General features: G+C 57.7%; 19 protein-coding genes. 3 read left to right on the top strand and 16 right to left on the bottom strand.

What is annotated here, in order from left to right; translation table 11 throughout:
* The 14 genes from NUV55_RS01785 to NUV55_RS01720 form a co-directional block, all read right to left on the bottom strand.
* Nucleotides 1–405 carry a PilZ domain-containing protein gene (locus tag NUV55_RS01785; protein ID WP_296669851.1) on the bottom strand — a complete coding sequence of 135 codons (405 nt, stop codon included), beginning with the start codon at nucleotides 403–405 and terminating at the stop codon, nucleotides 1–3.
* Between the two features lie 19 nt (nucleotides 406–424).
* Complete coding sequence (locus NUV55_RS01780; protein ID WP_296669850.1) at nucleotides 425–1,438, bottom strand: DNA polymerase III subunit delta'; 1,014 nt, start codon at nucleotides 1,436–1,438, stop codon at nucleotides 425–427.
* A complete protein-coding gene (gene tmk, locus NUV55_RS01775) occupies nucleotides 1,428–2,057 on the bottom strand; it encodes a dTMP kinase (RefSeq protein WP_296669848.1) in 630 nt (209 codons plus the stop codon). Before tmk ends, NUV55_RS01780 begins: the two co-directional genes overlap by 11 nt.
* A gap of 7 nt (nucleotides 2,058–2,064) precedes the next feature.
* Nucleotides 2,065–3,138, bottom strand: a complete 1,074-nt coding sequence (gene mltG / locus NUV55_RS01770) for an endolytic transglycosylase MltG (RefSeq protein ID WP_296669847.1) — start codon at nucleotides 3,136–3,138, stop codon at nucleotides 2,065–2,067.
* A complete protein-coding gene (pabC, locus tag NUV55_RS01765) occupies nucleotides 3,107–3,925 on the bottom strand; it encodes an aminodeoxychorismate lyase (protein ID WP_296669844.1) in 819 nt (272 codons plus the stop codon). The genes mltG and pabC overlap by 32 nt, the downstream gene beginning before the upstream one ends.
* Complete coding sequence (locus NUV55_RS01760) at nucleotides 3,922–5,343, bottom strand: aminodeoxychorismate synthase component I (protein ID WP_296669843.1); 1,422 nt, start codon at nucleotides 5,341–5,343, stop codon at nucleotides 3,922–3,924. Before NUV55_RS01760 ends, pabC begins: the two co-directional genes overlap by 4 nt.
* Nucleotides 5,340–6,584 carry a beta-ketoacyl-ACP synthase II gene (gene fabF / locus NUV55_RS01755; protein WP_296669841.1) on the bottom strand — a complete coding sequence of 415 codons (1,245 nt, stop codon included), beginning with the start codon at nucleotides 6,582–6,584 and terminating at the stop codon, nucleotides 5,340–5,342. The genes NUV55_RS01760 and fabF overlap by 4 nt, the downstream gene beginning before the upstream one ends.
* 99 nt (nucleotides 6,585–6,683) lie before the next feature.
* Complete coding sequence (acpP, locus tag NUV55_RS01750) at nucleotides 6,684–6,920, bottom strand: acyl carrier protein (RefSeq protein WP_296669840.1); 237 nt, start codon at nucleotides 6,918–6,920, stop codon at nucleotides 6,684–6,686.
* Nucleotides 6,921–7,039: 119 nt separating this feature from the next.
* Complete coding sequence (gene fabG / locus NUV55_RS01745) at nucleotides 7,040–7,783, bottom strand: 3-oxoacyl-ACP reductase FabG (protein ID WP_296669838.1); 744 nt, start codon at nucleotides 7,781–7,783, stop codon at nucleotides 7,040–7,042.
* 23 nt (nucleotides 7,784–7,806) lie between these two features.
* Nucleotides 7,807–8,736, bottom strand: coding sequence for an ACP S-malonyltransferase (gene fabD / locus NUV55_RS01740; protein ID WP_296669836.1), 930 nt, complete (start codon nucleotides 8,734–8,736; stop codon nucleotides 7,807–7,809).
* Between the two features lie 129 nt (nucleotides 8,737–8,865).
* On the bottom strand, nucleotides 8,866–9,834 hold the full coding sequence (locus NUV55_RS01735; RefSeq protein WP_296669835.1) for a beta-ketoacyl-ACP synthase III: 969 nt from the start codon (nucleotides 9,832–9,834) through the stop codon (nucleotides 8,866–8,868).
* The gene (plsX, locus tag NUV55_RS01730; protein ID WP_296669833.1) at nucleotides 9,831–10,850 is read right to left on the bottom strand and encodes a phosphate acyltransferase PlsX; all 1,020 of its coding nucleotides are present in this window, start codon (nucleotides 10,848–10,850) and stop codon (nucleotides 9,831–9,833) included. The genes NUV55_RS01735 and plsX overlap by 4 nt, the downstream gene beginning before the upstream one ends.
* Nucleotides 10,851–10,888: 38 nt before the next feature.
* Nucleotides 10,889–11,068 carry a 50S ribosomal protein L32 gene (gene rpmF / locus NUV55_RS01725; protein WP_296669831.1) on the bottom strand — a complete coding sequence of 60 codons (180 nt, stop codon included), beginning with the start codon at nucleotides 11,066–11,068 and terminating at the stop codon, nucleotides 10,889–10,891.
* A 32-nt stretch (nucleotides 11,069–11,100) separates the two neighbouring features.
* Entirely contained in the window at nucleotides 11,101–11,649 is a 549-nt protein-coding gene (locus tag NUV55_RS01720) for a YceD family protein (RefSeq protein ID WP_296669829.1), read from the bottom strand.
* 241 nt (nucleotides 11,650–11,890) lie between these two features.
* On the opposite strand from NUV55_RS01720, the gene NUV55_RS01715 reads away from it, so the two are divergent.
* From NUV55_RS01715 to NUV55_RS01705, 3 genes are all read left to right on the top strand, one after another.
* Nucleotides 11,891–13,309 carry an acetyl-CoA carboxylase biotin carboxylase subunit gene (locus NUV55_RS01715; protein ID WP_296669828.1) on the top strand — a complete coding sequence of 473 codons (1,419 nt, stop codon included), beginning with the start codon at nucleotides 11,891–11,893 and terminating at the stop codon, nucleotides 13,307–13,309.
* 15 nt (nucleotides 13,310–13,324) lie between these two features.
* Nucleotides 13,325–15,166: a sodium-extruding oxaloacetate decarboxylase subunit alpha gene (gene oadA / locus NUV55_RS01710; RefSeq protein ID WP_296669826.1), complete on the top strand. Its 1,842-nt coding sequence runs from the start codon at nucleotides 13,325–13,327 to the stop codon at nucleotides 15,164–15,166.
* An 87-nt stretch (nucleotides 15,167–15,253) separates the two neighbouring features.
* Nucleotides 15,254–15,829: a Maf family nucleotide pyrophosphatase gene (locus NUV55_RS01705; RefSeq protein WP_296669824.1), complete on the top strand. Its 576-nt coding sequence runs from the start codon at nucleotides 15,254–15,256 to the stop codon at nucleotides 15,827–15,829.
* A 109-nt stretch (nucleotides 15,830–15,938) separates the two neighbouring features.
* Here NUV55_RS01705 and NUV55_RS01700 read toward each other — a convergent pair whose 3' ends face one another.
* Nucleotides 15,939–16,922 carry a S49 family peptidase gene (locus NUV55_RS01700; protein WP_296669822.1) on the bottom strand — a complete coding sequence of 328 codons (984 nt, stop codon included), beginning with the start codon at nucleotides 16,920–16,922 and terminating at the stop codon, nucleotides 15,939–15,941.
* Between the two features lie 10 nt (nucleotides 16,923–16,932).
* Nucleotides 16,933–17,244: a Rieske (2Fe-2S) protein gene (locus tag NUV55_RS13740; RefSeq protein ID WP_367280318.1), complete on the bottom strand. Its 312-nt coding sequence runs from the start codon at nucleotides 17,242–17,244 to the stop codon at nucleotides 16,933–16,935.
* Nucleotides 17,245–17,252 lie beyond the last annotated feature (8 nt).

Raw genomic sequence — 17,252 nt, 5'->3', positions numbered from 1 at the left:
TTACATCGTGTGCGTGAGCCGGTCGGAATTCAATGCGCCGGCCAGAATGCCTTCGATCTTGTTGCGTGCGATTCCCGAATCCTTTTCACTGAACTGGATGCCGATACCAGCGGTGCGGCTACCTTGGGCCCCGGCTGGCGTGACCCAGACCACGTGGCCGGCGACAGGGATCTTTTCCTTGCTGTCCATCAGCGTGAGCAGCATGAATACTTCCTCCCCCAGCTTGTACGGCCGGTTGCTGGGCACAAAGATGCCCCCGCCTTTCACAAACGGCATATAGGCCGCGTACAAGGCATTCTTGTCCTTAATAGTCAGGGACAAAACGCCCGGACGCGCCGCAACCGGCAAGGGTTTGACCGTCTTGGCTGCGCCGGCGGTATGGGGTGTGGTGGTTTTGTCGTTCATAGGGAACTACAGTTCATTTTCATTGTAGTCGGCTCAAGCGAACCCAGCGTATCAAAATATCCTCGAGCATCAACAATTCATCAAGCGGGCTGTTGAGTTGCCGATACTTCTCAAGAATAGCATCAATAAAACTGTATAACTCGTTAATTTTATATTTATTTTTTATCGTTTCTCCATGCGTTACGGCCTCCGGATTGAGCAACGATGATGCCGGTGCTCCCATGCAAACTTTAAGCAGGTCGGAGACAAAGCCATGCAACCAACCCAGTGCTTGCTCTGTTCCCAGACTTTTCCAGCGTGCCGCGCAAGCGACAGCATGTTCCCTTCCCTGAGCCAAGCTTGCCAGGTCCTGCAACAATTTGACCCGGGTCGAAGGAAATTCGCTGCGAGCAAGGGATTCGGCCAAAAGCGGCGCCCCACCAGCCAAATCCAGCAACAATGCGGGGTCTCTGATTTCTGGCCGGGCCTGCAGCCAGGCCTGTCCCACCGATGGCACCGGGAGTCTGAACAACAAACGGGAGCAGCGACTGCGTATGGTGGCAGGCAGACGCGCCGGGTGACTGGTGGCCAGCAGCAGCATGCTGCCGAGGGGCGGCTCTTCAAGCAATTTAAGCAAGCTGTTGGCTGCATTGAGATTCATGGCATCGGCCGGGGAAATAATCACCACCTTGCGCGTAGCCGTATGGGGCCGCAGCGACAGAAAGTCGCCGAGCGCACGTATCTGGTCCACCGTAATATTCCTGGCGTCTTCCACCAGCCCGACGCAGGAAAGATCGGGATGGGTGCCAACGTTGAACAGATGGCAGCCATGGCATTTACCACAGGCGGTACCCTCCTGCGATTGCTCACACAGTAGCGCCTGGGCCAGCTGCACCGCAAAATCATGTTTGCCCAGACCGGGGCGTCCCTGCAAAAGCAGCGCATGCGGTAGTTGTTCAAATTGGCGGGCTAACACCGACCACAGTGCGCCATGCCACGGGTAACGCTCTGGCGTCACGAAAAAATTGACGGTCACGCGTTCCTTACTGGCCATGAACAAACTCCTGAAGCACGGCAACAATTTGCCGTTCTACCTGTTCCAGACTGCGACTGGCGTCGATGATGCGCATACGGGCCGGCTCGCTGGCCGCGCGATCCAGGTAGGTCTTGCGAATGCGCGTGAAAAAATCATTCTCCTCGCGCTCAAAGCGATCAGGTTCGCTGCGCTGTCCGGCACGCTCACGACCGGCTTCCACCGGAATATCAAACAGCAGCGTCAGGTCTGGTCGCAATTCACCCTGCACCCAGTTTTCAATGACCGCGATTCGTTCCGGCGCCAGACCGCGACCACCACCCTGATAAGCATAGGTGGCGTCCGTGAAGCGATCGCACAAGACCACCTTGCCGGCGGCTAGCGCTGGGCGTATCACCTTGATGATGTGCTCGGAACGCGCAGCGAACATCAGCAGCATTTCACTTTCCGGTGAGATGTGTAGTTGTTTGCTGTGCAGCAGGATATCGCGCGCGCGTTCACCCAATTCGGTGCCACCCGGCTCTCGCGTGACCACCACTTCGCGTCCTTCACGATGCAACCATTGGCGGATAAAAACCAGGTTGGTGCTTTTTCCGGCACCTTCACCCCCCTCCAATGTAATGAATAATCCGCGTGACATGGGATTCCTATCGTAATGCCTTTATTTTCGAATTCTGTTCGCGCGTGTCCGAAGCAGTTGGCGGTATAGTTTTTCTCAACTTGCCCTTCAGCTGATATTTGAGTACGGCCTTATTATGCTCTTCCAGCGTAGAAGAGAATTCATGGCTGCCATCACCGCGGGCGACAAAGAACACCGCGCCCGTCACCGTGGGATGCAGCGCCGCCTGCAACGAAGCTTTGCCCGGCATCGCCACCGGTGTCGGTGGCAGGCCCCTGCGAGTGTACGTGTTATAAGGGGTGTCACGCCGGAGGTCCTTGAGCCGCAGGTTACCGTCAAACATTTTTCCCATGCCATATATTACGGTTGGATCTGTCTGCAGACGCATACCGTGTCGCAGCCGGTTGATGAATACCCCGGCGATCAGGCGACGCTCGTCGTCACGACCGGTTTCCTTTTCTACGATGGACGCCAGAATCAACGCCTCGTACATATTTTTGAGTGGCAGATTGTTCTCCCGCCCTTCCCACTCACGCTGTAATAGCATCTGCATTTTGTCATAGGCTTTCGCCAGAATCATGATATCGGTCTGACCGGTGGAGTGATAATAAGTATCGGGGAAAAACCGGCCTTCCGGATGTTCACCGGGGTGGCCCAGACGTTCCATGATGGCCGACGCCGACAACCCGGAAAGCGTATGCGTCAGCTTGGGGGCCTCGGCCAGTACCGCCAGAAATTGCTGGAACGTCCAGCCCTCGATTAACACCACGGGATACTCAATCACCCGGCCTGCAACGACTTGATCCAGCAGTTCGCTGGCCGTCATGCCGTCACGAAAACGGTATTCGCCTGATTTCAGGGCGCGATCGTGGCCGGTCAGATGCGCTAGCCAGACAAAAGAATGGCTTTCCGGCAGTGCGCCACGCGCGCTCAGTTCCCGCGCAAAGGCGCGCAAGCTCATGCCCGGTTTGACGTTATAAATTTCCGTACCGGGTTTCAGCGAGTGGTTCCAGGCCCAAAACAGGTAGCCCGTGCCAATGACGCACACGATTAGCAGGCTGGCTACCAGTCTAATCAGCAACGATCGCATCGCGAATGGCATCCTGAATCTGTTTGGTGATCCGACCAACGGGATAGTCCTGCGATTCAATTTGGCGCACCGGCCAGATCCCGATCAGGCTGTTGGTCAGGAATACTTCATCGGCGCCGAGGATAATTTCCCGTGTCAATTCGGTCACACGACAATCCATTGAAAGCGCGCGGGCACGCTCCAATACCAGACCACGCATCACGCCATCAACGCCGCTGTGCTCCAGATTCGGCGTCAGCAACGCACCGCCCGACACGATAAATATATTAGCCATGGTCCCTTCGATAATATGGCCGGTCTCGTCCTGCATCAGCCCCTCGGTGCAACCGTTTTTCAGTTCCATGCGCGCCAGAACCTGTTCGAGCCGGTTGAGGTGCTTGAGTCCCGCCAGAACAGGATGGCGTGTTATGAGGTTACGACAGAATTGCACGTTCACGCCATCCGTTCGAAGCCGGGCGGGATAATCCGGCCATGGCAGCAGACTAACGGCGCGTGTCGTCGCTGCATCCATATTCGGGGCATAACCTCGCCCGGTAATGCCACGCGTCAGAATAATCTTCAGCACACCGCGCTCGTTACCCCGGCATACCTGTTCGGCCTCCCGTCGTAACAAATCTACAGAAGGTGCTTTGAGGCTTAGTCGCGCAGTGCCATGTAAAAAACGATGCAAATGCCTGTCCCACAGGAGTGGTTCGCTGTTCGCGACTGCCATCGTTTCGAAAATTCCATCGCCATACTGGAAACCGCGGTCCAATATTGAAATGCTTTCACCCGGTTTACCATCGATTAAAGTCGTCATACTGAAACACCCAGCGCGGCCAGCATGCCCCTGGCCTTGGCGCGCGTTTCCGCCAATTCCCGCTCCGGAACCGAGTCAGCCACAATGCCGGCGCCGGCGCGCAAACTTATTTGCTGGCCGTTCCGGACAATGGTACGGATCAGGATATTCAAATCGAGGCTGCCGTCGCGATTGATATATCCCATTGATCCGGTATAGGCCGTGCGCGGAGCCTGTTCCAGCTCGGCAATAATTTGCATGCAGCGCACCTTGGGGCAGCCGGTGATGGTGCCGCCTGGGAATACCGCACGAATGACTTGAGCCGGGGTAATACCTTCGCGCAATTCTCCCGTGACTTCCGAGACGATGTGATGCACGTGCCGATAGGACTCAAGCGTCATGAATTCCCGTACTTGCACCGTGCCGGTGCGGCACACGCGCCCCAAGTCGTTGCGCTCCAGATCGATCAACATAACGTGCTCGGCGCGCTCCTTGGGATGGTGCAGCAGGTCCTGCGACAAGGCGTGGTCCTGAGTGGCATCGGTGCTGCGTGGATAAGTGCCCGCGATGGGACGTGTCTGCACCGTGCGTCCACGCACGGCCACCAGACGCTCCGGCGATGAACTGATCACCGCGCGATCACTACCCCAGGTCATCATGCCGGCAAATGGCGCTGGATTGGTTACACACAAGCGGCGGTAGAGTTCCGCCGAATGCAAAGGCGATGGCAGCGTCAGGCGCCACAATCGCGAGAGATTTACCTGAAACACATCGCCCGAACGGATATATTCCTGCGCCAGGCGCACATGCCCAAGAAAACGCCGCGGTTCCTCTTCATGAACGGCAGCCACGATTGGTATTAACGTGTTTGTCTTGGCTTCCATCAATGTAAGGACGTCCTGCTCAAGCACCGGCATCAGTTGCTTTGCCTGTTCAGACTCACACATCAACCAGGTCTGCTGCTGCGCACGATCAATAATGATGGCCGCCGGCACGCGTGTAGCGCATGCCACTGGAAACGTCGCATCAAACCGGACACCGGTGACCGTGGGTTCGATCTGGGTCACCAGTTCATAGCCGAGATAAACAAACCACCCGCCGGTAAATGGCAGTGCTTCATTGTCAGGCGTGCCCTTTGCATCGGCTGATGCCGCCAGCCCTTGCCAGTCACGATCAAAAGCACTCAGAAAATCGCCCTGGCCCAGCGCTTGTCCGTCCCGGTAGAGCCGGGAATCAGCCTGTAGCGACAGGGTTTCTCCGGGAAAGGCGAACAGGATGTCATAGCGGGCGCGCGGCGTGCCATGCGCCACGCTGGCCAGTAGATGTGGGTAACGTTCAGGAAATCGCGAGTGAAGCGCGACGAGATCGGGGATAACCGTCAGGCGGCGGCAGACATATCCCGGGGTGGTGTTTGTATTCTGGGCCGGATGGGCATTCACGCCAGTTTGCGAAATACCAACGTCCCGTTGGTGCCGCCAAAACCGAAGGAGTTCGAAATGGCAACGTCGATTTTCATTTGACGCGCGGTACCCGGCACATAATCCAGGTCACAATCCGGGCCGGGCGTGACAAGATTGATTGTCGGCGGCGCAACCTGGTATTGCACCGCCAGCGCCGAGTAAACCGCCTCGATACCGCCAGCCGCGCCCAGCAAGTGACCGGTCATGGATTTGGTGGAACTCATGGCCAACTTGCGCACGTGATCTCCGAACGCCGCCTTGGCCGCGAAGGTCTCGGCCTTGTCGCCGAGCGGCGTGGAAGTGCCGTGGGCGTTGACGTACTGCACCTGGTCGGGATTGAGCCCGGCGTTACGCAAAGCATTGCGCATGCAGCGCGCCGCGCCTTCGCCGTTTTCCGGCGGACTGGTCATATGATAGGCGTCCCCGCTCATGCCGAAACCCACAAGCTCGCAATAAATTTTCGCGCCGCGTTTTTTCGCATGTTCGTATTCCTCGAGCACCACCACGCCCGCGCCTTCACCCAGAACGAAGCCGTCACGGTCTTTGTCCCAGGGACGGCTGGCGGTTTCAGGATTGTCGTTGCGCGTGGAAAGCGCCTTGGCGTTACCGAAACCGGCGATAGCGGTTGGCGTGATGGCAGCCTCCGCACCACCGGCGATCATGACATCGGCATCGCCGTATTCAATCAAGCGGCCAGCATCGCCAATGCCGTGGGTCGCCGAGGCACAGGCAGTAACCATGGCGAGGTTCGGCCCCTTGAAGCCATACATCACCGACAGGTCGCCCGAGATCATATTGATGATGCTCATGGGAACGTAAAAGGGGGATACCCGGCGCGGTCCCTTTTCCTTAATGGTCAGAGCGGTGTCTTCGATGGTGCCAACGCCGCCGATGCCGGAACCGAGATGCACGCCAATACGCTCAGCGTTCGACTCTGTCACTTCCAGCCCAGAATCCTTGAACGCCTCGATCCCGGCCGCCATGCCCAATTGAATGAAGCGGTCCATGCGACGCGCTTCCTTTTCAGAAATGCCAAACGTGGTGGGGTCAAAATTCTTGACTTCACCGGCGATGGTGGATGGGTAGCCGGTGGCATCGAACAGCGTGATGGGGCCGATACCGCTTTTGCCGGCAAGAATACTGCGCCAGTTCTCAGCGACACCGATGCCAATGGGAGACAGGATGCCGAGGCCGGTAATGACGACGCGACGCTTGCTCAAAGCCGAATCCCTCATTGTCTGGGCGCGGCTACGCCGCGCTTTATAAAACCAAAAGGCCGTCACCCGGTGCGGATGACGGCCTCTTATTCTAATGAGTTATCAGTTCAGACGGGAGTTGACGTAGTCGATGGCCTGCTGAACAGTGGTGATCTTTTCCGCCTGTTCGTCAGGAATTTCGCAGTCAAACTCCTCTTCCAGCGCCATCACCAACTCGACCGTATCCAGGGAATCCGCGCCCAAATCATCCACGAAGGAGGCGGCAGGCTTGACTTCACCCTCGTTAACGCCCAACTGCTCCACAACAATTTTCTTGACGCGCTCTTCGACACTGCTCATGGGTGATTATTCCTCCAAGAATTGACGTTGCTACCCTCGTGCGGGCGCATAGTTAACACCATTTGTGTAAAACCGTCCAGCCAATCATATAACCGGCTTTTTCCAGACAGATACTCACTTTAGTTCATGTACATCCCGCCGTTTATGTGCAGGGTCGTACCGGTAATATAGCCCGCCTGCGGCGAGGCCAGAAATGCTACGGCCGAGGCCACTTCTTCGGCCAGTCCCAGGCGACCCAAGGGGATCTGCTTGAGCAATATTTCCTTCTGCGCCTCGGGGAGTGCGCGGGTCATGTCGGTATCGATAAAACCCGGCGCCACCGCGTTGACGGTGATGTTGCGCGAACCCACCTCGCGCGCGAGCGCCTTGGTGAATCCGATCAGACCGGCCTTGGCGGCGGCGTAATTCGCCTGCCCGGCGTTACCGATGGCTCCCACCACTGAGCTGATGCTGATGATACGCCCCGAGCGCGCCTTGGTCATGGCGCGCAGGCAAGCCTTGCTCATCCGGTACACAGACTTGAGGTTGGTATCCAGAACGGCATCCCACTCCTCTTCGGACATGCGCAGCAACAGATTGTCACGCGTGATGCCAGCGTTGTTCACTAAAATCGTCGGGGCACCGCCGGATTTTTCGATTTCAGACAGAACGGCGGCGATCGACTCCGCGTTGTTTACGTCCAACATCATCCCTTGTCCGGAAACGCCTTTCTCTTTCAGCGTCGCGCTGATCTTGTCTGCGCCATCACTGGATGTTGCCGTGCCAATCACATGCGCGCCCAGCCGGCCCAGCTCAAGCGCAATCGCCTGCCCGATCCCGCGGCTGGCGCCAGTGACCAGCGCAATCTGTCCTTTCAAAACCATGGCTTTCTAATATTTCCTGCTTACTAAACCTTCATCAGAGTTTCACGCAATGTTACCGGATCGAATACCGGGAACGTTTCGACAGTTTTCACGATACGCTTGTTCAGACCCGCCAGGACTTTGCCCGGCCCGCATTCTACCATCCGATCCACGCCGTCGGCGGCCAATTTCTGGATCAGCTCTACCCAGCGCACCGGGGATTCTATCTGGCGCACCAGCGCATTTCGAATCGCTTCCGGGTCGGATTCCGCCCGCAGATGAACGTTATGAATCACCGGCACGCGCGGCGAACGCATGTTCACGGACTTGATCCTTTCGGCCATGCGCAGCGCCGCCGGGTGCATGAGCCGGCTATGCGCCGGCACGCTCATGGGCAGCACCACGGCGCGCTTGGCGCCGGCCGCCTTGGACTGCTCCACGGCGCGGGCCACGGCCGCCGCCGCCCCGGCGATTACGACCTGATTCGGAGAATTATAATTGACCGCATCGAGGACCTCACCCTGGGCTGCCTGTTCGCACAGCTTCCGCACGGCATCATCGTCCAGACCCAGAATCGCGGCTATACCACCCTGCCCGATCGGCACTGCTTCTTGCATGAAGCGTGCGCGATCCGCAACCAGTTTTACCGCATCGGGAAAATCCAGCGCCCCGGAACATACCAGCGCGGAATACTCACCGAGACTGTGTCCGGCCATCACCTGCGGCAGCGGGCCCTTGTTCGCCAACCACACGCGCCAGGTTGCCACACCGGCCACCAGCATGACCGGTTGCGTGATCTCGGTTTGATTCAATTTTTCTTCCGGGCCCTGTTCCACCAATTGCCAGAGGTCTTTGCCCAGAGTCTGCGAGGCCTCGGCGAAGGTCTGCTTGACGACGGGAAACTCCGCCGCCAGGGCATTCATCATGCCGACCGACTGCGAGCCCTGCCCGGGAAAAACGAATGCCAGTGTCATATGTTTAAAAAGTTATAAGATTATTTGACGCAAAGACGCGAAGGCGCAAAGGGAACCAAAGCGGCGCTTCGCGCCGAAATTTAAAAGATTTTGAATTTTTTCTTTGCGTCTTTGCGTCAAAAACTCATATCAATACTTCAATAAAACCGAGCCCCAGGTAAAACCGCCCCCGAAGGCTTCCATCATGACCACGTCGCCGGTCTTGATGCGACCATCGCGCACCGCCTCGTCAAAGGCCAACGGGATCGACGCCGCCGAGGTGTTACCGTGTCGGTCCACCGTCATGACCACGTGATCCATGGACATGCCCAGCTTTTTCGCCGTTGCGGCAATGATGCGATGGTTGGCCTGATGCGGCACGAGCCATTGGATATCCGATTTCTTCATGTGATTGGCCGCGAGCGTTTCGTCCACGATGCGCCCGAGAGTGTTCACCGCCACTTTGAATACCTCGTTGCCTTCCATCTTCATGTAGGCGGTGCCATTGATCACCTTGTCGTAACCCTTCGAGATACCGGCAGGAACGCTCAACAGGTCCTTATACTTGCCGTCGGCATGCAAATGCGAGGAGATGATGCCGGGCTTGTCAGATGCCGTCAGTATCACAGCGCCGGCGCCGTCACCGAATAACACGCAGGTGGTGCGATCAGTCCAGTCGGTAATGCGCGACAGGGTTTCGCTGCCCACCACCAGCGCACACTTGGCCGACCCGGTGCGCACGAATTTGTCCGCGATACCGAGCGCGTAGACGAAGCCGGTGCAGACAGCTTGCACATCAAAAGCGGCGCAGCCGTGAATACCAAGGCGTTCCTGCAGCAGGCAGGCAGTGCTGGGAAATACCTGATCGGCCGTGGTGGTCGCCACAATAATAAGATCGATATCTTTGGTGCTGATGCCAGCCGCCTCGATGGCGTGCCGCGCGGCCTGTTCAGCCATGGAGGCGGTGGTCTCGCCCTCGGCAGCGATATGGCGTTCGCGAATGCCAGTGCGATCGACGATCCACTGATCCGTGGTCTCGACCATTTTTTCGAGATCGTGATTGGTGAGCACCTTGGCCGGCAAGTGGCCCCCGGTGCCAATTATGCGCGAATAGATCACACCACTTCTCCCTTGGCCGCCATGGCGGCCAACGCTTGTCCGATACGCGCCGGAACGTTGTTCTTCACTTCCGCCACGGCCTCCATGATGGCATGTTCATAGGCCAATACATCGGCGCCGCCATGGCTCTTGATAACAGTGCCATTGAGTCCGATCAGCGTGGCACCGTTGTATCGCCGTGGGTCGACACGTTTGCGGAACGCCTGCAGCACTGGCAAGGCGACCAGCGCGGATAGCTTCGTGAGAAGGTTGCGTCTGAATTCCTGCTTGATGAAATGAGCGATCATGTGCGCCAAACCTTCGCTGGTCTTGAGCATGATGTTGCCGACAAAACCATCACATACGATCACATCCATGTCGCCCGTATAAATCTCATCCCCTTCTACGAAACCGGCATAATTGAGAGAGCTGGAACGAAGCAATTCGTGTGTCTTCTTGACGGTGTCATTTCCCTTGATGTCTTCCTCGCCCACGTTGAGCAGCCCGACGCGCGGGCGAGCCTCGCCTTCCACGGCGGTGACAAGGATCGAACCCATAATGGCGAACTGCAACAGCTGATCCGGCGTGCAATCCACGTTGGCACCGAGATCGAGCACGTGCACATGATCGTGCATGGTCGGCAGGGTTGTGATGATGGCCGGGCGGTCGATGCCCGGCAAAGTCTTGAGGACGAAACGCGCGGTGGCCATGAGCGCTCCGGTGTTGCCAGCAGACACGGCTGCCTGGGCCGCGCCTTCTTTGACGAGATTGATGGCCACACGCATGGAGGAATCTTTCTTGTTGCGCAGGACTTGTGCAGGGGGTTCATCCATGCCCACGACTTCAGAGGCGTGATGGAGGGTGATCCGGTCGCTGCCGGCTGCGCGATGGCGCCCAAGTTCGGCCTCGATGACTTCGCGCTGGCCGACGAGAATGAGCTTCAGCCCCGGCTGATGTTTCAGCGCCTCAAGGGCCGCGGGCACGGTGACGCCAACACCGTGATCGCCCCCCATGGCGTCGAGGGCAATCGTGATCACGTTCTCAAGTCCCTGAGTAATTCCGGATCAAACCAGCGCTATTCTGCTTTGGTTTCCAGCACCTTGCGGCCGCGGTAATAACCGTCGGCGGTGACATGATGCCGGCGATGCGTCTCGCCGCTGGTCTTGTCAACCGAAAGTGCCGACTTCGTGAGCGCATCATGCGAACGACGCATACCGCGGCGTGAAGGTGATACTCGGCTTTTCTGTACGGCCATGGTAAATCCTCGATAATTAAAGATAATCGGTACTATTTCGTCTTCTTCAGTTTGCCCAGAACCGAAAACGGGTTCTTGCCGCCGCGTACGACACGAGCAGCATCGGCCTTGGCAACGCTCGCGGCACGGACTTTCACCGGGCACTGCTCCGGTGCATGCATCGGTACCATCGGCAACACCAGCAGTAATTCGTGTTCCACCAACTCGCTTAATGGCAGGGGCTTGTCCGCCACCAGAATATCAGCGTCGCCTTCCTGCTGTTCCAGACGTTCTCCTGACTTCAGCAGGATAAGCCACGGTGCCGCCTTGAGTTCCAGATCCATCGCTTCCAGACAGCGCTGGCAAGTCACTCGCAAGTGCACGCGCAGCGCGCCGTGCATGATAAATACCTTCTCGCCTTCCTGTCTTTCAAAGGCCAGATCGACCATGACGTCGCCCGAACCTTCAAGACTGCCTTGCGCGAGGCTCGGCAAGCTCTTCAGCGGGAGCGTGCCGGTCAGATGTGCGCCCCTTTCCGCGAGCAGGATCGGATCGATGGTCCCCGGTAAATGTCCGTGTGACTCTTTCCAGGATGACGACATGATTCCCTCACAGAATCGGGCGTATCCGTTGCGCGCTTATAACCTCCGGAATCGGACGGTTTTGCGGGCAGGCGGCCAGATACAGGCCGCGCATCATATATTTGCTGCAAACTTGTGTCAAAATAGGGTTTTAGCCGTGCCGACGGGCCGGAAATGTTATTGACAGTGCCGCCCCCTTTCCGTACAAAACGAAGCGTAGCGGCCTGGCGGGCGCCGTCATTCAGCTCAGCGGAGTTTCAGCTTGATCGAGAAAATTCTGGTTGCCAACCGCGGTGAAATCGCGGTGCGCGTGGTGCGCGCCTGTGCCGAAATGGGCATTAAATCCGTTGCCATCTACACCGATGCCGACCGGCATGCCCTGCACGTCAAAAAGGCGGATGAAGCCTATAACGTGGGCCCGGACCCGGTGGGTGGCTACCTCAACGCTCATCGGATCGTGAACCTGGCGGTGGCCACCGGTTGCGATGCCTTGCACCCGGGTTACGGCTTTCTTTCGGAAAATCCCCAGCTGACCGAAATCTGCGCCCGACGCGACATCATCTACATCGGCCCGTCCGTGGAGGCCATACGTCAAATGGGTGATAAAACCGCGGCACGCGCCGCCATGATCGCCGCCGGCGTGCCGGTGGTACCGGGCAGCGAGGGCAATCTCAAAAACGTCGACGAGGCCCTGAAGCTGGCCAACAAAATTGGCTACCCGATAATGCTCAAGGCCACCTCAGGCGGTGGTGGACGCGGTATCCGTCGCTGCAACAGTGAAGACGAACTCAAGCGCGCCTATGAGCGCGTGGTCTCCGAAGCCACCAAGGCCTTTGGCAGTGCCGAGGTGTTTCTGGAGAAGGCTATTGTCAATCCACGCCACATCGAAGTACAGATACTCGGCGACAAAAAAGGCAACATCATCCATCTTTTCGAGCGCGACTGCTCCATACAGCGGCGCCATCAGAAACTGATTGAAATCGCCCCCTCTCCACAGCTCACCGAAGAACAGCGCTCCGCCGTGTGCGAGCTGGGCGTGCGCGCGGCCAGATGCGTGAACTACGAGAACGCCGGTACCGTCGAATTCCTGTTCGATCAGGAAGGCAACTTCTATTTCATGGAGATGAACACGCGCCTGCAGGTCGAGCACACCGTGACGGAACAGATCACCGGCGTGGATATCGTGCAGGAACAGATCCGCATTGCCGAAGGGCAGCCGCTTAGCTACACACAAGACCAGATTCAGCGGCGCGGCTACGCGATCCAGTTTCGCATTAACGCCGAGGATCCGAAAAACGATTTTCTGCCCAGCTACGGACGCATCACGCGCTATTATGCCCCAGGCGGTCCAGGCGTGCGCACCGACGCGGCCATCTACACCGGATATGAGTTCCCGCCACACTATGACTCCATGTGCGCCAAACTCACGGTCTGGGCGCTTACTTGGGACAAGGTCTTGGCGCGCGCGCGGCGCGCGTTGTTCGACATGGGCGTGCACGGTGTAAAAACCACCAAACCCTTCTACGTGGAGATCCTTGGCACCGCGGAGTTCCAGGCGGGGAAATTCGACACCGGATTCATCGAAAAACATCCGGAGCTGTTAAACTACTCCGTCCGTCGTCCGCCCGCTGATTTGGCGGCAGCCATCGGCGCGGCGATCGCAGCGCATCACGGCTTGTAAGAGGCAAGAACCATCATGGCGTCTTCATCCAAAAAAGTTATGGTGACAGACTTGGTGCTGCGCGATGCGCACCAGTCGCTGCTCGCCACGCGCATGCGCACCGAAGACATGCTGCCGATCTGCGACAAGCTTGACAAGGTCGGCTACTGGTCGCTGGAGGCCTGGGGCGGCGCTACCTTCGACACCTGTCTGCGTTTCCTGAAGGAAGACCCGTGGGAACGTCTGCGCCAGCTGAAAAAAGCGCTGCCCAAGACACCGATCCAGATGCTGCTGCGCGGCCAGAATCTGCTGGGCTACCGTCATTATTCCGACGATGTTGTCGAAGCCTTCGTGAAGAAAGCAGCACAGAACGGCGTCGATGTCTTCCGCATCTTCGATGCCATGAACGACATGCGCAACATCGAAGTCTCGGTGAAGGCCGTGCTCAAGGCCGGCAAGCACGCGCAAGGCGCCATCTGCTACACCACGAGCCCGGTGCACACCACCGAACATTTCGTCGAAATGGCGCGCCAGATGGAAAAAATGGGTTGCCAGTCCATCGCCATGAAAGACATGGCCGGCTTGATCACGCCAGCGCGCACAGTCGAACTGTTCGCGGCGCTGTCCAAGGCCGTGAAACTGCCACTCGCCTTTCACTCCCACACCACGGTGGGCGTGGCCAACATCTGCATGTACCTGGCTGTCGAGCACGGCGCGCGCCACATCGACACGGCCATCTCATCACTTTCCTGGGGCACCAGCCATTCGCCGACCGAAAGCATGGTGGTCGCCTTCCACGATACACCCTACGACACAGGTCTCAATCTCGGATTGCTGCAGGAGATTGGCTTCTATTTCCGCGAAGTCCGCAAAAAGTATCATCAGTTCGAGAGTGAATACGCCGAAATCGACACGCGCGTGCAAGTGAGTCAGGTGCCGGGCGGCATGATCTCGAACCTGTCGAACCAGCTCAAGGAACAGGGCGCGCTCAATCGCATGAATGAAGTGCTGGCGGAAATTCCGCGTGTACGTGAAGACCTGGGCTATCCGCCGCTGGTCACGCCGACGTCACAAATCGTCGGTACTCAGGCCGTGCTAAACGTGCTAACCGGCAAACGCTACAAAAGCATTACCAACGAGGTGAAGCTCTACCTGCAGGGCCGCTATGGCAAGGCGCCGGGAAGGATCAACGAAACCGTGCGCAACATGGCCATCGGCGACGATGAAGTCATCACCTGCCGTCCCGCGGACAAACTCAAACCCGAACTGCATCGCCTGCGCGATGAAATTGGCGAACTCGCCAAAAGCGAGGAAGATGTACTCACCTTCGCCATGTTCCCGGAAATCGGGCGCAAGTTCCTCGAAGAGCGCGCCGCCGGTACCCTCGCACCAGAAGAACTCAAGCCTCCGAAATCCGCGGTCGCGACGGGTCTGCCCGCCTACGCGCCAACGGACTTCAATGTCACGATGCACGGCGAGACCTATCACATTCGTGTCACCGGCGCCGGCCACAAGTCAGAGGAACAGCGTCCGTTCTTTGTCTCGGTCGATGGCGTGCCGGAGCAGATACTTATTGAAACACTCACCGAGACCGTGCCAACCGAAGCCGGCATGGTGGACACGCGGCGTGCCTCCAAGGGGTCGAAGCGCCCCAAGGCATCGAAGGAAGGCCACGTCACCAGTTCCATGCCCGGCACCATCGTGGACATCCTGGTTAAAGCCGGCGTCAAGGTAAAGGCCGGCGACCCGGTGCTGGTCGTCGAGGCCATGAAAATGGAAAACGAAGTTTCGGCACCGGTCACCGGCATGGTCAAGGCCGTGAACGTCGCCAAAGGCGATAGCGTCAATCCCGATGAGGCGCTGGTCGAGATTGAATAAGAATTTTGAACCGCCAAGACGCCAAGGACGCCAAGAAAAACAAGATTAAATTCACAATATCTTGGCGTCTTGGCGGTTAATCATCTTATGAAACTTATTCTGGCTTCCTCGTCGCCCTACCGCCGCGAACTGCTGGAACGGCTGCAAATTCCCTTCGAAGTCATGGCGCCCGAGGTGGACGAAACACCGCGTCCCGGCGAAACACCGGAAAAACTGGTAGAACGTCTGGCCATCGAAAAAGCGCAAAAGATTGCCGGACAAAAACCAGGTGCACTGGTGATCGGTTCGGATCAGGTGGCGATCTATAACGGCAGGATCGTGGGCAAGCCACACAGCCATGACAAGGCGGTGGAACAACTGCGCTCCGCTTCCGGCAGGGCTGTCACACTCTACACCGCCCTGGCGCTGGTCAACGCCGACACCCAACGCCTTCAGTGCGAAGTCATTCCATATCGCGTGACATTCCGCCCACTGACGGATGCGCAGATCGAGGCCTATTTGCACAAGGAACAACCCTACTCCTGCGCCGGCAGCGTCAAGTCGGAAGGCTTGGGAATAGCATTACTGGAAAAATTCGAGGGCGACGATCCGAATACGTTGATCGGTCTGCCGCTCATCCGTCTGGTGCGGATGCTCGAAAACGAAGGGATCAAAATAATATAAAAGCGAAGCAACCGCAGATGAACGCAGATAAACGCGGATTAAAACATAAAACTTCGAGTTTATTTTTTCTGTGATCTGCGTTCATCCGCGTTAATCTGCGGTTCCAAAATTATTTTAAAAGAGGCGTGCGGCCGAGGAGATCGGTGCTGAGGGTCTGTGCCATGGCCGTTCCTAACCGCCGCGAGAAACGATCAAAGACATTTTCGCGATAGGTGTAATCCACAATCTCTTCTGCTCCGATCACTTCGCGTGCCACGTAGCTGGCGCCACCCAAACTATCCACCAGACCCATCTTGATGGCTTCCTCGCCGGTCCAGAAAAGTCCCGAGAACATAGTCTTGGTTTCCTTCAGCGCCTTGCCGCGGCCCTGGCGTACCGTTGCAATAAATTGCTGATGAATCTCGTCCAACATCTGTTGAGCGTGCCTGGCATCCGCCGGTTTCACCGGCCCGAAGGGATCGAGAAAGCCCTTGTGCTCGCCCGCCGTCAAGAGTCGGCGCTCCACGCCGACTTTCTTCATGGTATCCACGAATCCGAAACCGTTCATGAGCACACCGATAGAGCCAACGACGCTGGCCTTATCAACGTAAATCTTGTCCGCCGCCGCCACCACGTAGTAACACCCGGAGGCGCACACATCGCCGATTACGGCATACAACGGTGTCTTCGGATACTTGGTGCGTAAACGTTTTATCTCATCATTGATATAGCCTGCCTGCACCGGACTGCCGCCGGGACTGTTGGCGCGCAAGACGATTCCCTGAGTCGACTTGTTCTCAAATGCCGCGCGCAATCCGGAGATGACATTGTCCGCATTGGCCAGGCTGTCAGCGCTGATGACGCCTTCCAGATCAACCAGTGCCGTGTGATTGTTCGATAACGCTTTGCCACTCCAGCTGTCCGATTGCGCAATCACCAGAATCAACACCAGGTACGAGGCAAAAAACAGCTTGAAGAAAATACCCCAGCGCCGCGAGCGGCGTTGCTCGGTCAGCGCGGCAAACGCCAGGCGTTCGAGCAGATCGCGCTCCCAGCGCGGGGACCGACCCTCGGCACCGGATGACGCCGGGGTGGAATTGGTTTCGTCTGTCATGGAGATAACCTCATGCTACGTCTTCTGAATCTACCAAGTGTATATCATTCCCCGATTCGAGCAGTATCTGGCCGTTTTTCTCGACCAGGGGAAGTTTTACCAGCCCGGCGCCATGGCAGGGCCCTCCCACGCAGGCACCGCTGGCGGGGATGTAGCGCGCGCCATGCGTGGCGCAGAGCAGGTGCTCGCCAAAAGCATCGAAAAACTCTCCATTCACCCAATCAAGCTCCAGGGAGCGATGGGCGCACCGGTTGAGATAGGCATGCGCGACGCCATTGAAGCGGACCGCAAACGCAGGAGTCACTTCGCCATGACGACGCACAACAAAAC

This window comes from Sulfuricaulis sp. (assembly GCF_024653915.1).
Lineage (GTDB): Bacteria > Pseudomonadota > Gammaproteobacteria > Acidiferrobacterales > Sulfurifustaceae > Sulfuricaulis.
Note: the sequence above shows the minus strand (reverse complement) of the source record. Positions and strands in the feature narration are given on the sequence as shown.

Bases quoted from the DNA above. Each gene is read 5' to 3' on its own strand.
- NUV55_RS01780 (WP_296669850.1), bottom strand. From the start codon at position 1,438: ATGGCCAGTAAGGAACGCGTGACCGTCAATTTTTTCGTGACGCCAGAG.
- NUV55_RS01785 (WP_296669851.1), bottom strand. From the start codon at position 405: ATGAACGACAAAACCACCACACCCCATACCGCCGGCGCAGCCAAGACG.
- pabC (WP_296669844.1), bottom strand. From the start codon at position 3,925: ATGACGACTTTAATCGATGGTAAACCGGGTGAAAGCATTTCAATATTG.
- mltG (WP_296669847.1), bottom strand. From the start codon at position 3,138: ATGCCATTCGCGATGCGATCGTTGCTGATTAGACTGGTAGCCAGCCTG.
- NUV55_RS01700 (WP_296669822.1), bottom strand. From the start codon at position 16,922: ATGACAGACGAAACCAATTCCACCCCGGCGTCATCCGGTGCCGAGGGT.
- fabG (WP_296669838.1), bottom strand. From the start codon at position 7,783: ATGGTTTTGAAAGGACAGATTGCGCTGGTCACTGGCGCCAGCCGCGGG.
- acpP (WP_296669840.1), bottom strand. From the start codon at position 6,920: ATGAGCAGTGTCGAAGAGCGCGTCAAGAAAATTGTTGTGGAGCAGTTG.
- tmk (WP_296669848.1), bottom strand. From the start codon at position 2,057: ATGTCACGCGGATTATTCATTACATTGGAGGGGGGTGAAGGTGCCGGA.
- NUV55_RS01720 (WP_296669829.1), bottom strand. From the start codon at position 11,649: ATGTCGTCATCCTGGAAAGAGTCACACGGACATTTACCGGGGACCATC.
- fabD (WP_296669836.1), bottom strand. From the start codon at position 8,736: ATGACACTGGCATTCGTTTTTCCCGGGCAGGGCTCGCAGTCGGTCGGC.
- oadA (WP_296669826.1), top strand. From the start codon at position 13,325: ATGGCGTCTTCATCCAAAAAAGTTATGGTGACAGACTTGGTGCTGCGC.
- rpmF (WP_296669831.1), bottom strand. From the start codon at position 11,068: ATGGCCGTACAGAAAAGCCGAGTATCACCTTCACGCCGCGGTATGCGT.
- NUV55_RS01705 (WP_296669824.1), top strand. From the start codon at position 15,254: ATGAAACTTATTCTGGCTTCCTCGTCGCCCTACCGCCGCGAACTGCTG.